Raw genomic sequence first — 15,569 nt, forward strand, 5'->3', positions numbered from 1 at the left:
GGGCGCATCACACAAAACGCAACTCGGCGTGTCCACAGCGTGTCGCGCCGTATGCACGGCGGCGCGACACGCATGCGGAGGTCGCCCGCGGAGGCGACGCGGACGCTACCGCAGCAGCGCCTCGATGGCCGGCACGAGCGCCTTCAGCGCCTTGCCGCGATGCGAGATCGCGTTCTTCTCGGCCGGCGTCATCTCGGCGCTGGTCAGCGGTTCGCCCTCATGATCAGGGTCGTCGCTGGTGCGGCCCGGCTGGTCGTCGGGCACGAAGATCGGGTCGTAGCCGAAGCCGTGCTCGCCGCGCGCCTTGCGGATGATGCGCCCGGGCATCTCCCCCACTTCGACCGTCTCGGAGACGATCTCGTGGTGGGCGGCGAGCGCGGCGGCGCCCCCGGCGGCCACGGCGTCGCCACCGGTCGCGTCGACCGCCTCGCCGGGCACGACGAGCGCGGCGGCGCAACGGAATCGCGCGGTGCGCTTGGCGTCCGGAATGTCCTCGATCTGGGCGAGCAGGAGCGCGTTGTTGGCCTTGTCGTGGCCGTGCGCGCCGGCCCAGCGCGCGGAGAGGATGCCGGGGGCGGCGCCCATCACGTCGACGATGAGTCCGGAGTCGTCGGCGATGGCGGGCAGTCCGGTGCGGCGGGCCACGTCGCGGGCCTTGAGCAGCGCGTTCTCCTGGAAGGTGACGCCGGTCTCGACCGGGTCGGGCAGGTGCAGCGAGCCGGCGGAGACGAGCTCCACCTGCGCCGCGTCGTCGCCCAGATCCTCGGCGAGGATGCGGCGGATCTCCACGAGTTTGCCTTCGTTGTGTGTGGCTACCACGAGTTTCATACTGGTTCCTTTGCCTCTCAGTCGAGTGCGAGCGCAGCGCGCTGGGCTGCCTGCAGCTCCTTGTTGCCCTTCTCGGCGAGGTCGAGCAGCGTGCCGAGTTCGGCGCGCGTGAACGGTCGGTGTTCGGCGGTGCCCTGCAGTTCGATGAACTCGCCACGTCCGGTCATGGCGACGTTCATGTCGGTCATGGCCTGGCTGTCCTCGACGTACGGCAGATCGAGCATCGGCGTGCCGTTGATGACGCCGACGGACACGGCGGAGACGACGTCCTTGATCGCCTTGTCGGCGGACTTGATGTGGCGGTTCCTCTCCGCCCAGTTCAGGGCGTCGACAAGCGCGACGTATGCGCCGGTCACGGACGCGGTGCGCGTGCCGCCGTCGGCCTGAAGCACGTCGCAGTCGAGCTGGATTTGGTTCTCGCCGAGCGCCTTCATGTCGATGACGCCCCTCAGGCAGCGGCCGATGAGGCGGCTGATTTCGTGGGTGCGTCCGCCGATCTTGCCCTTGACGGATTCGCGGTCGGTGCGTTCCTTGGTGGCGCGCGGCAGCATCGCGTATTCGGCGGTCACCCAGCCGAGTCCGGAGTCCTTGCGCCAGCGGGGCACTCCCGGCGTGAACGTGGCGGTGCACATGACGCGCGTGTTGCCGCATTCGATGAGCACGGAGCCTTCCGGCGCGTCGGTGAAGTGGCGGGTGATGCGCACGGGACGCAGTTCGTCGACCTTGCGTCCGTCCTGACGAGTGATGGAGCGATTGCCCAGCATGTCTGTGATTTCAACCATGACGCCCAGCCTACCCCACCCGGATGGCATGTCCTCAGCCGAGCAGCGGCTTCTCGGGCAGGATGCGGTCGACGACGAACACGATGAGGCTCAACGTGAGGAACCCGACGGCCAACTTGCCGCAGTTCATGCCGAACTGCGCCCATCCGAGCGTGTTGAGGTCGATGAACGCGTACGGGTACGGGCTGCCGCCGGCCGCCGGGCCGGATGCGGGGAACATGGCGGCGCGCACGAGCACGAACGCGAGATATGCGGGGAAGTAGATGAGCCAGGAGAACATGTAGTGCCATGGGAACCGGCGGTGCGGGTCGAAGAGCACGAAATCGACGACCGCCATGATCGGCGCGACCCGATGCAGCCACGTGTTCGTCATCAGGCCGAGCACCTGCGGCACGTAGGCGGGGTCGTCGGGCGGCATGAGCAGGAACGCGACCACGGCGGTGACGATCGCGTACAGGGTGAGGCACCCCTTAAGCCAGGCGGGAGGCTGGATGCCTTTGAGGATCGTGGCCGCACCGGCCCACAGCATCACGAATCCGAGCGCGAATCCGGTCTGGAACGTGAAATACGTCCAGTATTCGGGTCGGCTCCACGCCTCGTAGGTGCCGACGAAGCACATGGCGGCGATCGCCAGCCGCCATAATCCCGCGATGAATCTCATGTCTCATAGTCTACGCAGTTCACGATTCTTCCGCCCGACAAATCGTGAACCAGAGTAGGCTGATAACGGTACCCCACAAGACCAAGGGAGCGAGGAACATGGATTATTCACCGGCGCTGATGACCGACATGTACGAGTACACGATGCTGGACGCGTGCCTCAAGGACGGCACCGCCAACCGCAAGTGCGTGTTCGAGGTGTTCACCCGTCATCTGCCGGCCGGCCGCCGCTACGGCGTGGTCGCCGGCACCGGACGCATCCTCGACGCGCTCGAACGCTTTCACCTCGACGGCGAGGACCTCAAGTTCCTCGCCGACCGCCACGTGGTGAGCCCCGAGACCATCGCGTGGCTGGAGAACTTCCACTTCTCCGGCTCCATCAAGGGCTACCGCGAAGGCGAGATGTTCTTCCCGAACTCCCCGATCCTCGAGATCGAAGGCACGTTCGGCGAGTGCACGCTGCTCGAGACGCTCGTGCTGTCCATCCTCAACTACGATTCCGCGGTCGCCTCCGCCGCCTCCCGCATGGTCTCCGCCGCGAAGGACCGCCCCTGCATGGACATGGGCGGACGCCGCACCAACGAATGGTCGGCGGTCGCCGCCGCCCGCGCCGCCGTGGTCGGCGGCTTCAAGGGCACGGCGAACCTGCTCGCCGCCCAGATGTACGGTCTCAAGGCGATCGGCACCGCCGCCCACTGCTTCACGCTCGTGCACGACAGCGAGCGTCAGGCGTTCGAATCGCAGATCGCCGCGCTGGGGAGGAACACGACGCTGCTCGTCGACACGTACAACATCGAGGAGGCCGTGAAGACGGCCGTCGAGGTGGCCGGCCCGGAGCTCGGCGGCGTGCGCATCGACTCGGGCGACCTCGCCCTGATGGCACAGCGCGTGCGCAACCAGCTGGACGCGCTCGGCGCCACGAACACGAAGATCACCGTCACCAACGACCTCGACGAGTACGCGCTCGCGGCGCTCCAGACCGCGCCCGTCGACTCGTACGGCGTGGGCACGATGCTCGTCACGGGCTCCGGCGCGCCCACCTGCGCGATGGTGTACAAGCTCACCGAGCGCGAGGGCGCGGACGGCACGATGCAGACGGTCGCGAAGAAGTCGAAGAACAAGGCGACCGTGCCGGGCAGGAAGCTCGCCTACCGCTCCTACGAGTACAATCTCGCGGACGTCGAGCACGTGGTCTCCGGTTCCGAGGACCAGCTCGCCGCGTTCACGCCCCAGGAGGGATGGAAGGATCTGCTCGTGCCGTTCGTCGACCACGGCGAGATCGACCACCAGTGGCAGGGGCATGACGCGATCGTCAACGCGCATGAGTACCGCGCGAAGGCCCTCGCCGAGCTGCCCATCGCCGCCCAGAGCCTTATGCGCGGAGACCCGGTGATTCCTACTGAAATCACCGTTCTGTGATTTCAGTAGGAATCCTTCGCGACTGTCGCCGCTCGCTTCGCCTACGGACACCCCACCGGGGTGTCCGCTTCACGGCTCGAACCGCAATAACGGGCGGCTTGCGGCCGGTGATTTCGGAGCCACGCACGTTCCAGCCGGCGGCCTCACCGGATTCACGTTCGGGAACAGCTCTGTCACACGTCCGGTGACGGGCAAAGTGGCAAGGAGACGATATGGGAATGTCGACCATGCGAGGGGAGGCGCGCAAGAGCGTCCATACGTCCATTGCGCCCGACGGGGGCCGGCGGCTGCGCGTCGTCATGCTGACCGTCATGGTCGTGCTGTCCGTGCCGATGTGCGCGTATGCGTTGTGCGCGGTCACTCCCGCATGGAACACCTCCGCGGTGATGCAGGATGTCGTCCGTCCCATCTACCCCGCGTTCAATGGCTGGTTCCTCCTGGCGGCGCCGGCGATTGTCGCCGCATCGTCGTCGTTCGCCTACGGCGACGCGCAGGCGCATCGGCGCTGGCGGCGGGGCGTCGTGGCTCCGCTGGCGGGCGGTATCGTGCTGTGCGTGGCGGTCGGCGTGGCCCGCGCGGCGTTCGTTCTCGTCGTACGGCGGGCGTATGTCGCGTCGAATGCGAAGGGCGTGGTCGGCACGGCGTTGTGGTCGCAGGTGGCGGATTCGTACGGCGCACTGTGTGACTGCATCGAGATTGCCATGGCGGCAACCGGCACGGCATGCGCGTTGCTCCTGTGCGTCGCGGCGGCGTGTTCGCTCGTCATGGCGAGACGCGGCACGCCCGTATCGCCGATGCCGGGAAGCCGGACGGCCATGACCGCGGCGTTCGTCACGGCGTTCGTCGCCGCCGTGGCGAAGACGGCGTACAGTGTGGCGATGCTGGCGCAGGAGATCAGGGAGATCGCACGCGACGGGGGCGTCGTCGACTCCATCAGCGGCCATGGCACGCAATCCTATCGTTTGGTGCTCTCCTCCAGTGACCTGTTGCAACGGGTCGCCGTGTACGGGGACTTCGTCAATGTCTCCCTGCACGTGGCGGCCTTCCCGCTGATGGCGGCGGGAGGTCCGTTGGCGGCGGTTCTGCTCGTGACGGGCGGCAGGCTCTCGCATCGGTGGCGTATCGCCGCCCGCACGTGCGCCGCGTTGCTGTCGGCGGGCGGTGTCGTCGCCGTCTGCCAGGGCCTGTACGCCGCGTCGTTTGCGATATGGGTGCAGTACCCGTATCTGGAGGTGAGGGACGTCTACTCGATGCAGGGGAACGCGAACACCGCCGCAAAGACGGACGCCATGTACGCCGCCTACTACACGGCCGCGGGATGGTACCGGGCCGCGCGCATGATGGACACGTACGCCATACTGGTCGTGTGGTTGGCGGCGGCGGTATGCGCTTCGGCCGCGGCGATGGTGCACCGTCGGGTCTGGCTGTCGCGGGAGGTGTCATGAAGCAGGGTGTGCGGGTCATCACGGTGGCGGTCGTCGGCCCCTCCGACACGGAGAGCGCGAAGCGTCACATCGAACGGGCGGTCGGCATGTGGACGCACGTGAACCGGCGTCTCGACATCCGTTTCGAAACGCAGCGGTGGCCGCGCGACACGACCCCGCTGCTGCGTGACGGCAGCGATGGTCAGGAGATCACGAACGAGCAGATCATCGCGAACGCCGACATCGTGATCGCGGTGTTCGCCTCGCGTTTGGGCACGCCCACGCCCCGCAACGGGTTCAGCGGCACGGCCGAGGAGATCGACTATGCGTTCCGTGAACTGGACAAGGCGTGCCACGTGTACTTCCGCGAAGGGGAACCCGATGCGGGCGCGGATCCGGAGGAATATCGCCGGCTGAAGGAATACCAGGCGAAGCTGCAGCGCAACACGGGACTGACCGGCGTGTGGCCGGACGACACTGTCGAAGGGTGGTTCGTGGCCGTCTCCGACGTTATCGACCGGTATCTCGTGGCGCACGGAATGGCCGGAATCCGTGCGGGACGGCCCCGTCCGGGCGTGTTCGGCGGGCCCATCATGTCCCGCGCGGCGGGCGGCGCCGTCGCACGGCGTTCCGGCCGTTCCGGCGGCGGGACCCGCGCCGTCGGCCGTCGTCGTGTGGCCGTGGCGTGCGCCGCGCTGCTCGCGGTGGTGCTCGCGGTGACGGCGACGACGTACCTGAGGCTCGTCAGACCCGCCGCTGAGCGGATCGTGCAGGCCCGCGCCGCGCTGGCGAACGCCACGCCGTACGACGCCACCTCCAATCAGGGCGACGAGACGAAATATCTCAAAGCGCTCTCCTGCGACTCGGATCCGTACTATTACATCGGCTACCGCGACCTCGTCACCACGATGCGGGACCGTTATCGGGCCGAATCCGCCGACGGGTCGATCTACGACGGCCTCACACAGGACGACTCCGGCAGGGAATACGTGCGCATCTTCCTCGCGGCGATCGACGAGGCCGCGGACCGGATCGACCATTGCCCGTCCACCACGTCGCAGGACGAACTGGGCGACTACTACAAGGTGCGGCTCAACGCGGTCTCGGCCCTGAACGATCGGTTCGAAGCCCACGAGGAACTCGGCGTCTCCATCACCACCGACAACGGCAGGACGTCATACCTGCTTCTCGAGGAGCCGCGGATGCCGTCCTCGGCGCAGCTGGGCCGCCTGGAGCGGGCGGTCCGCAACGTGGACACGGGCGCAGACGGCGACGGCACGTACCGGGCGGCCGGCGAGGCGCTGGCCAAGGCCGCCGGCCTCGATGTCAGCGACGACACGGACCGGCTCGCCGCCCATTGTTCGGGCACATATGCGAGCGTCAGCGCCTACTGTCCGACGGACCCCACGGTGCTCACCATCAACGTCCACTCGTCGTCATACCCGTCCGCGGCCAAGGATCCCTCCTACGCGGACCAGATCAGATACGACATCGCGAAATACTTCGTGTACGCGCGTTGCGGCGCCACGAATCCGCCGATGGGCGTCGCCGGCGAGGGCATCGCGGCAAGCTACGCCGTGAAGTACCTCGGCGCGGACAGACAGAAGCTGACGGAAGCCAAACGTGCCGTGCCATACGAGGAACGGTACGTGATGACCGCCGCCACGGACGACGCGGCGAAGCTCGTCCACGGCGGCGCATGCACGGTGGAGACGGACTAGTCCGCTCCATGGTTCGTGGCTTCCGGCCCCCACAGCCACTGCACCGGCGTGGGGCCGTACCCCGGCTCGTCATGGTCGAACCGGGAGCCGACGCGCAGCATGAGCCAGACGGGGACCACCGCCACGGCGCCGCCCACGACGAGCGAGGCGGCGGTGAACCCGTAGACGAGGATGCGGCCGAAGCCGATCGTGGCCACGGTCACGGCGACGCCGCACAGGCACAGGTGCACCGGGTAGGCGGGATTGCGTTGGACCAGCGCGTACGCGAGATGCCAGGTGACCTGCACCGCCAGATACAGGCCAATCAGGGACAGCCATGCCAGGGAGAACGGAGCCAGCGTCGGAGCCCCGTCGGCGACGTCGTCGCCCAACGCCCCCACGGACAGCGAGTACGCGAGGATGACGGCCACGATCGCCGGGCACAGCGCGAAACGGAGCCGGCGACGGCGTTCCGGAGCGCCGCCCGCCGCCATGTCCGCGAGCATCAGCGCCGTCCAGCCGGTTTCGGCGACCAGCAGGACGGTCAGCAGCAGTCCGCCGGCGGCATCGGTGAACACGACGGAATCGCCCCCGTCGGCACCGCTGCGCGAGAACAACGGCCACAGCAGCCGCGATCCGGCAAGCATCCGGCGCACGCCGCGCCGCGCGGCCCAATCGGACGCGAAATCGCCGACGCGTGCCATGCCGTAGGCGTCGTGCAGCAGCATCGCGGAGCGCATCACGGCGACCGCCAGGAACGCCAGCTGCGGCAGATGGCTTATCCGGCACCACAGGCGCGCCGGCGGGCTCATGAGCATCAGGGCGATTCCGGTGGCGGGGCGGTGCGGTGGCGCGGGAAGGCCGGCTGGAAGGTCGTTGGGAAGGCCGTTCGCTCCCTCGGCGTGGAGGCGGCTCATCGGGGTTCCCGCTTCGTTCCGGCTCCTCTCGGCTGCGGCGGGGCCTTATACGGGCTGTAGCCGTGCACGCCGTCGTACAGCCAGTCGTCCGACTCCGGCAACGCGATGACCGACACGGCCTGCGGCGACGGTTCGAAACTGGTGGACAGCAGGCATGTGCCCGGGGCGAGTTCGGCCAACGCCTGCGACGACTGGTCCGGCATGCCGAGCATGTCCGCCGCCAGGCGGATGTCCCTCGTCCGCGTGAGCCGGTGCACGATCTCGACGTCGACGCCGGGTTCGGCGGCGCGCGCGATGTACGAGGGGCTGGGGGTCACCAGGACCACCGATTCGCCGAAATGCCAGGCCTCCGCCCTCATGTCGGACAGCAGACGCGCCATGTCGTGGCGTGCACGGTACGGTTCCATGGCGTCCGGTTCCACGGCGTCCTCGGGCGGGGGCAGCAGGCGGTGCGCATCCTCCAGCACGAACAGATGCCGCCAGTCTGCGCCGCGGAACCGCGCATGCCGCCACACGGTTCGGATGAGCAGCAGCATGAGCAGGGACCTGTCCCTTTCGTCGGGCAGGTCGTCGAGGGCGACCGCGGTGGGACGGTCGAGCAGGTCGTTCGCCATAGGCGAATCGGCGTCCTGCGATGCACCCGGCGCCATGAGGTCCCTGCGCAGCTGCGAGCCGTGCACCACGCGCAGACCGCCGTCATAGCGGGAGACGAAGGGCGTGCTCGAACTTCCGGTGGGGTCGACGAGCAGGAACGGGATGCGATGCCGGTTCCACGCCTCGGAGAGCAGGCGGTGCATCGTGGTGGTCTTGCCGCTGCCGTCGTCGCCGCAGATCAGGATGCTGTTGCGTTCCAGATCTTCGATGGGGAATCCGGCGCGTATGGACGTGCCACGGAAGACGCCGAGGCGGACGGAGCCGCGGGTCGCGGGATCGCGCGTCTCGAACGTATCCAGATCGATGCGGTCGTTGCGGAGCCGGGCATAGGTGTCGAGGCGTCGTGTCGCCGGCAGCGGCGTGCGCACCGCCAGTCCGGGCATGCCGTACCGGGGCGGTGCCAGCAGCGCTCCGATCTCGTGGATGGTCAACGTGCTTTCCGGTTCCGGCGCGTGGTCGTCGCGCACCGCAGGAGCGGAGTACGTTTCGTAGACGGTGCCGTCCGCGGCGATGACCGAGCCGCGCAGCGCGTCGACCACCCGGAGGGCGTCCTTCTCCTCGTCGGACATCACGAAGGTGCGTACCGACCATGCGCCGTCCGCCGGCGCGCAGCACAAGGCCAGCGTCCAGTCGCCGGGCAGCATTCCCAACCGCTCGAGCAGCGGGAGTCCGCTCGGCGATCCGGCGTGTCCGGACGGCCGTGCGGCGTCGCCGGGCTCCCCCGGCTCCGGCATGCGGAACACGACGCCCCTGACGCATCGGGGGTCCATCGGTTTCACGTCCTTGGGATGCACGCGGTACAGCACGGCCGTGGGGGCGCACACCAGGCGCGCCTTGTCGATGCCGTATTCGGTGGAGAATCCGCCGATCATGAGACGCAGTTCATCCCCGCAACGGCGGATGACGACGTCGATCTCGCCGTCCCCCCTGTCCCACGAGAGGAACAGGCGTTCGAACATGGTCGGGCGGTCCGGGACGGCCCGCTCGATCTCGTCGGCGGCGACCCACAGGAATAATCCGCCGATCCGGCTGCGGCGCAGCACGTTCGGCGCGGTGGTCCGTTCGGTCATGATGGCCCCTTCGCTCAGCGGTCCTTGCGACCGAACACCAACACGCGGGCGCGGACATGGTCGATATGGTCGTCATCGGTAATGGACCAGTCGACCACCATCCGCGCTTCGGCAGGCAGATCCGGTCCCATCGGCAGCATGCCGACCTTCCTGAAGCTCATGGAGTTCGGCATGACGACATGGAACGACGCCTGGAACGCGGCGGGCAGCAGTTCGCCGATTCCGGCGTCCGCCAGCGCGCGTTCGCCCAGCGAATCGATGGCAGGCTGGTCGTCGGTCGCAGCCGTGGCCGTGCCGCACCAGACGTAGTCGCTGCTCTGCGCGAGCTCGATGAGGTTCTCGAGGTCGCCATGGGCGTCGGAAAGCCGTGGGAGGGTTTCGCGCAGCAGCTCGGCGAAGGCGTGGATCGCCTGCGCCGAGCCCTCGGCGCGGGCGGCGTCGGTGTCGGTAGTGGCGGTGGTGGCGATGATGCCGGTGGTGGCGATGTGGTCGATATGACGGTCGTTCATGGGAACCTCCTATGGATGTGTGGGGCCGTGGCGCCCCCGTGTGCCTTCCATAGGCGTATCCCGGCGGGGGCTCGACGGGTTTTCCGGGAAAGGTGCTTCGGAAAGGTGTTCCCGGGCGTGTTCCCGAAGGTCGGCGCAAGGCCGCGGCCCCGTGCCGGCCCTTGCGTCTCGGCCCTCGCGTCACGCCGGCGTGACGCTCACCCGTTTCGGCAGCGCGCCTCCGGGGGAGGCGACCATGCCGAAACGGGCCGGGCGCATGGCGGCGCCCGCGGTGACCGGCTCCAGTTCGGTGGACGTGCCGTCCGGCCAATGCAGCGTCAGCCGGTAGGTGCGCGGCCTCGTCGACGATTCCAACTGCACGACGACCATGCCAGGCACCGTGTCGTGACGGCGCGCGAGCACCGTCAGATGGTCGGCGTGGAACCGGGTCTCCCACCGCTCCGGAGGTGTGGCGCCCCCGGGTTCGTCGTCGCCGCGCGTACCGGAGACGGCAAGCATCGCGGCGTCGAACGCGCACGCCTCCAGTTCGAGGGCGAACAGGTCGGCGTCCCAATCGGCGTCGGTCCATCCGCGTCCGGCGGCGTGTGCGATGTCCAGATTGAGATGGGGGCCGCCGTCGAGCTCCTCCTGCCGGATGGTCTGCCGGAACCCTTCGGGCAGCACCTCCAATCCGGTCGCGTTCGCGGCGCCGATGGCCGCCTGGCGGGACTCCCAGATGCCGTTCACCTGGCCGATCAGTTCGGGGTCGGCCAATACGGCGCGCGCCAGTCCCTCGCCGAACCCGTCCGTGGCGCCCCGGCTGATGGTCCACGCCGAGATCTCCGGGCCCACCCGGCCGTGCCACACCTCCCGCGCGGCCCGGCGGGCGGCCGGACCGAACAGCGGGTCGTCGAACAACGGATCGCCGCCCATGGTCGTCTCCTTTCTTATGACCGTGTTGTACCGTGCCCGGTATCACGCCCGGTGCCGTCGGTGCCTCTGTGATCGTCGTCGGGCTGCAGGACGCCGGCGCATCGCGGCGATCGGATGCAGATCGGCGGCGCCGGGGCTTCCTGTATGGACGCGACGAGATGCTCCGCCGCGTGCAGGGCGTCCGACGGCGCAGGCCCGTTGCCGGCCCGGTCCGGCTCGCCGGTCCTGTCGATGTGCGACGAATCCAGACGACCCAGAGTGGTCCGTTGCAGACGCCCGTCGCGGAACACGAGGACCTGCCGGGACGTGTCGACGAGGCGTATGCGCCCGGCGTCGATATGCCCGACCACCTTGTCCAGATTGCCGCACAGGGAGGCGAGCGTCTCCTTGTTCACGCCGCCCGCCTGTGCGTAGTATGCGGCGAGCGCGTCCGTCCAGCGGCGTTCGTCGAGGCGGAAGACCGGCATGCCCGTCCGCTCGTCGGTGCAGGGTCTTGCGGCGAGGTTGCACGAGTAGCGCGCCAACTGGATGCCGTCCTTGGATGCCGGGTCGCGTTCGGCCGCCTCGTCCAGCAGCAGCATCTCTTTCTCGAGCATCAGCACGCCCTGCTCCCGGACGGTCGCCGTCCATGCGCCGTCGGGCGTATCAGGGACGAAGGATTTCCTCCCCAGCGCGCCCACCATGTACATGATGCGGTGTGTCATGGCCACGGTTTGGGCGAGCCCGCGGGTCGAGGCGGCGCCGGGATCGTTCTGGAAGGTCTGCAGCGCCTCGACCCATCCGGCCTTGACGCGGAAGGCGGCGCAATGCCCGTGTCGGTGCGGGCTTTCCGTGATTTCCTGGTCCATCCAGGAGAACAGGACCTCGTATGCGCGTTGTTCGAGCTGATCCGTATGCGGGATCATGCCGAACAGGTCGCTGAAGGAGGTGTCGCCGGCCGTGAGGGAATCCTCCAGCGGGTCGGTGGCAGGCTCGTCGGTGCCGTACAGATCACGCCACGCGTTGACGAGCATGGGCCTGGTCGATCCGTAGGCGTCGGTGGCGAACGTGTTGCGCAGGATGTGCTCGATGCCGCCACGGTCGAAGACGAGCGGATCGTGGCGTGCGACGTCGCCGCGCTTGTTGGCCAATTGCTGGATGGATTCCATCGCCGCCGCATGGGCGACCTCGAAGGCGGCGTTGCCGTCGCTGGCATACGTCGGCTTGTCGGCGGCCCCGGCCCACGCCGACTCCGTCTCCCGCCGTTCCCGGCGTTCCCTCTCCATCCGTCTGCACACCTTTCCGGCGGCATTGCAAAGGTAGCCCCAGTACCGCCTCTGTTCCGGCGACGGGTCCGGATCGTCCAGCAGAGCCTGGTAGAACGCGTGGATCAGCAGCCAGTCGCGCACGACCCCCACGCTGCGCGGAGTGTTCGGCCGCGCGAAGTTCGGCTTCGTCTTGCCTTTGACGGTGGTCTTCTTCGTCTCGTCCTTGGCGACGGTCGGCTTCGACCTGCCCTTGACGGCGGGGAGGAACGATTCCCTGAAGTTCCTGCTGATGTTGCGCTCCCACAGTTCGCGCGCCCGCGCGACGTAGGTGTCGATGCGCCTGTCCAGCTCGTGGGGCTCATCGGACGCCAGCTTCCGGTAGGAGTCGGGCAGCCTGCGTTTGAGCTCATGGAGCTTCATGTCGAAATCGCCGTCGCCGACGGCTTCGTCCGCCACCGAGCGGGCGATGTCCATATACCATCGCTCGGCGATGTCGCAGGCCTCGGCGACGGGATTGTCGCACGGCCCTCCATGCGGGTCGGCGATCCGCTCCAAGGCCCATGCGTTGCCGAGCCTGCCGAGCCTGCTCTTCGCCTTCCGGATGACCGCGAGATCGGCCTGGTACGCGTCTGGGTCGTCGCTCGCGCAGGTCCGCAGATACCTGTCGAGCCCGTCCCGTCCCGCCGTCGTCTCGCCGCATCCCTTCGGCTTCCTGGCGATGGGGAATCCTTGCGCCTTGACCGGTTTGGGGTCGCGGTCCTGATCCAGCAACAGACAGGCGTATTTGAAGATGGTCGCATGCCTGACGTCGATGCAGTCCAGCTCGCGGAGCACCTTCCCGATGAACTCGCGCTCCGATTCGGGCAGAGCGTCGTATTCGGCAAGCTGCCTGTACCAGACGCTCGGGCGACACGCGGTACCATCCGCACCGGGCATGGCCTTGGTCGCGCCGGATGTTTTTCGGGAAGAGGACATCATCGTATGCTCCCTCGAACGTACGTGGAACCCTTGTCCCCACAATACACCGGCTGTATGCTGAACATGGGTTCGAACGCTGACGGTGGTGTGAAAGGGGTGCGTCATGCCGGAACAGGGACAGGCGTTGTATGTGGGCATCCGGCGTTACCGGAAGCACAACGATCTGCGCTGCTGCCGCGCCGACGCCGAAGCCATGGCCGAAGCCTTGCGCTACGACTGCGACGACAACCCGATCTGGGAGAACACGGTGCTCGTCGACGGTGAGGCCGACGTCGTGGACGAGGCCTCGCTGCGGGACGAGATCGGGCGCATGCTTCGCGCGGCCGACCATGACGACGTGCTGCTGTACTACTCCGGGCACGCGTTCGCGCTTGCCGACGGCGACCTGCTGCTCGCCACGTACGAGGACGACCCCGACGCCGGCGATGCCGGGCGCTCCGGCCTGCGGTTCCGCGAAATCGTGGAGGACGTGCGCCGGCACGAGGACATCCTGCGGTCCGTGGTGGTCATACTGGACTGCTGCCATGCGGGAGCGCTCGCCGGAGTCGAACTGCCCCGCAACATGGCGGTGCTCGCGGCGTCCCGCGAGGACGAGGCGGCGCGCGAGATCGGGGAGCACGGGCGGTTCACCGATGCGCTGCTCATGTGCCTCGACGGCGCCAGCGCCGACGTGTACGGCAATGTATCGGTGTCGTCGCTGTTCTCGAACGCGAGCATGGCGCTGGCCGCCGACGGGCGCGGGGCGCAGCGGCCCATGCTCAAGGCGTTCCTGGACCGCGACATCGTGCTCAAACGGACACGAGCCGGCATCACGCCGAAGATGATGAGCCGCCTGGTGGAGGCGCGCGATCCGCGTAGGGACGGCAGACGTCCCGTGTTCGCCGACGCGACATCCGAATTCCTGCCGTACCCGGAGATGGAGGCGCCTCTGCCTGAGGACGGGGGCAGGCCCAGCCGCAGCCCCGACGACCGTCCGGAGGACCGCACGCCCCATCAGCGGCTGATGGACGAGATGAAGGCGTGGCGCAACGCGTACCTCATCGACATCGTCGACGACAAGGGGGAACCCACCGACCTGTTCTGGGCGGTGGTCAACGGCGGCCGCGTCCGACTGACGGCGCGCGGCGCCTACTACTACGACCTGATGAAACGGCAGTCGGGCAGACGCTGACCCGCGGGGTCGGCGTGTCGTAATCGTTTTTCCTGAGTGGTTGGACCGGGATACCCCTATGTGGGGCGTAGGGCGGTGAAGGGAACCGCCCCGGTCCGAAAGGAAACGATCATGGCACACGGTCTCTCGACGCTCGCGCGGCAGGTGAAGCGTTATCTGGACGCCGACGACATCCATTACAGCATGCCCTCCGCTGGGCATTTCCGGCTCATGATGACCATCGACGGCAAGATCAATCACATCACGGTGCACATCATCATCGGCCACGGATACGTCACGTTCCTCGGGGAGCCGCCGCTCGAGCCTGACGACGACGATACGGAACTCATCGGGAAGGTCGCGATGCTGTTCCATCGTCTCACCTTCGGCCTGCGCGCGGGGTCGTTCGACATCGACCCCGAGGACGGGCAGACGCTCTTCCGCATCGGCGCACTGTATAAGGCGGGAGACGTCCCTTCGATCGAGACGCTGCGATACATGATGGGAAGCGTATGCTCCGCATGGGAGTCCCATGGTGACGAGTACCTGCGTCTTCTAATCTGCGGTGACGGCGGCGGTTTCGACGATGACGGTGATGACGGTGACGGTGGTTCCGGCGGCTCCGACGATGACGATGATGACGACGGTCCCGACGATGACGGCGAGGACTTCGACGAAGAGGAGTTCAGGCGTCTCTTCCAGGAACTGTTCGGGTGGGGTGGCGACGGGGAGGATGCCGACGACAACGGGCCGTCCGGCGTCGACGACGGTTTGGACGGCGGCGACGGCGACGGCCTGGACGTCGACGAGAACAACCTGCTGCGCTCGGCGGACGGACTCTGCAGCTGCGGCCGCGAGGCGATGCGGCGGGATGATCCCCGCCGCGCGCTGGAATGCTATCGCGAGGCGCTGCGCATCTTCCGTGGCCTGGACGGCAGGATCCCCGAATACCACGTCGCCGACGTGAGGTTCGCCCTCGCCGAGACCTACCTACGTCTGGACGACGACGAATCAGCGAAGCGCGAGTTCATCGGGTTCCTGGACGAGCGCGGCCTGATCCGGGCGAAATACCACCCGGATCAGCCCTTCTCCGACTACAAGGTCATCGAGGCGCACGAGCAGCTCTCCCGCATCTACCGCGCCGAAGGCGACGAGGAGCAGGCGAGGCGCGAGGCCGTGGCCTGCGTCGGCGCCCGCACGAACCTCCACGTCGGATCCGTCGAGGCGTCCGGGGCGAACGGCTACTGCTACTGACCGTCGTGGCGCGGGGAGGCGGTCTGGAAAACCGTATGGAAAACCGTCGGATGCGATTCCGGATA

Annotated in this window: 13 protein-coding genes; 5 read left to right on the plus strand and 8 right to left on the minus strand. The window is 67.9% G+C overall.

Going from position 1 to position 15,569, the window contains the following annotated elements:
• Positions 1-105: 105 nt before the first annotated feature.
• Genes AC1AYR_RS05905 through AC1AYR_RS05915 form a run of 3 tightly spaced genes read right to left on the minus strand, consistent with a single transcriptional unit; the run spans position 106 to position 2,271 of the window.
• Positions 106-828 (minus strand): non-canonical purine NTP pyrophosphatase, encoded by a 723-nt coding sequence (locus AC1AYR_RS05905; protein WP_476511918.1) that lies wholly within the window; start codon positions 826-828, stop codon positions 106-108.
• Between the two features lie 17 nt (positions 829-845).
• Complete coding sequence (gene rph, locus AC1AYR_RS05910) at positions 846-1,610, minus strand: ribonuclease PH (protein WP_476511919.1); 765 nt, start codon at positions 1,608-1,610, stop codon at positions 846-848.
• A 34-nt stretch (positions 1,611-1,644) separates the two neighbouring features.
• On the minus strand, positions 1,645-2,271 hold the full coding sequence (locus AC1AYR_RS05915; RefSeq protein WP_476511920.1) for a Pr6Pr family membrane protein: 627 nt from the start codon (positions 2,269-2,271) through the stop codon (positions 1,645-1,647).
• Between the two features lie 62 nt (positions 2,272-2,333).
• Here AC1AYR_RS05915 and AC1AYR_RS05920 point away from each other — a divergent pair, with 62 nt between their 5' ends.
• The 3 genes from AC1AYR_RS05920 (at position 2,334) to AC1AYR_RS05930 (ending at position 6,834) form a co-directional block, all read left to right on the plus strand.
• On the plus strand, positions 2,334-3,689 hold the full coding sequence (locus tag AC1AYR_RS05920) for a nicotinate phosphoribosyltransferase (RefSeq protein ID WP_476511956.1): 1,356 nt from the start codon (positions 2,334-2,336) through the stop codon (positions 3,687-3,689).
• 212 nt (positions 3,690-3,901) lie between these two features.
• Positions 3,902-5,134 (plus strand): hypothetical protein, encoded by a 1,233-nt coding sequence (locus AC1AYR_RS05925; protein WP_476511921.1) that lies wholly within the window; start codon positions 3,902-3,904, stop codon positions 5,132-5,134.
• Positions 5,131-6,834, plus strand: coding sequence for a hypothetical protein (locus AC1AYR_RS05930; protein WP_476511922.1), 1,704 nt, complete (start codon positions 5,131-5,133; stop codon positions 6,832-6,834). The genes AC1AYR_RS05925 and AC1AYR_RS05930 overlap by 4 nt, the downstream gene beginning before the upstream one ends.
• Here the strand turns inward: AC1AYR_RS05930 and AC1AYR_RS05935 are convergent.
• The 5 genes from AC1AYR_RS05935 to AC1AYR_RS05955 form a co-directional block, all read right to left on the minus strand.
• Entirely contained in the window at positions 6,831-7,631 is an 801-nt protein-coding gene (locus tag AC1AYR_RS05935; protein WP_476511923.1) for a hypothetical protein, read from the minus strand. The two genes, AC1AYR_RS05930 and AC1AYR_RS05935, sit on opposite strands and share 4 nt — an antisense overlap.
• Before the next feature lie 95 nt (positions 7,632-7,726).
• Complete coding sequence (locus AC1AYR_RS05940; RefSeq protein ID WP_476511924.1) at positions 7,727-9,454, minus strand: AAA family ATPase; 1,728 nt, start codon at positions 9,452-9,454, stop codon at positions 7,727-7,729.
• A gap of 14 nt (positions 9,455-9,468) precedes the next feature.
• Positions 9,469-9,963, minus strand: coding sequence for a hypothetical protein (locus AC1AYR_RS05945; protein WP_476511925.1), 495 nt, complete (start codon positions 9,961-9,963; stop codon positions 9,469-9,471).
• 180 nt (positions 9,964-10,143) lie between these two features.
• Positions 10,144-10,875: a hypothetical protein gene (locus AC1AYR_RS05950; protein ID WP_476511926.1), complete on the minus strand. Its 732-nt coding sequence runs from the start codon at positions 10,873-10,875 to the stop codon at positions 10,144-10,146.
• Between the two features lie 14 nt (positions 10,876-10,889).
• A complete protein-coding gene (locus AC1AYR_RS05955; protein ID WP_476511927.1) occupies positions 10,890-13,100 on the minus strand; it encodes a hypothetical protein in 2,211 nt (736 codons plus the stop codon).
• 103 nt (positions 13,101-13,203) lie between these two features.
• Between AC1AYR_RS05955 and AC1AYR_RS05960 the strand changes: the two genes are divergently transcribed.
• Positions 13,204-14,271 (plus strand): caspase family protein, encoded by a 1,068-nt coding sequence (locus AC1AYR_RS05960; protein ID WP_476511928.1) that lies wholly within the window; start codon positions 13,204-13,206, stop codon positions 14,269-14,271.
• A gap of 111 nt (positions 14,272-14,382) precedes the next feature.
• Complete coding sequence (locus AC1AYR_RS05965) at positions 14,383-15,504, plus strand: hypothetical protein (RefSeq protein WP_476511929.1); 1,122 nt, start codon at positions 14,383-14,385, stop codon at positions 15,502-15,504.
• Positions 15,505-15,569: the final 65 nt, after the last annotated feature.

It is taken from the genome of Bifidobacterium sp. LH_417 (assembly GCF_056357035.1).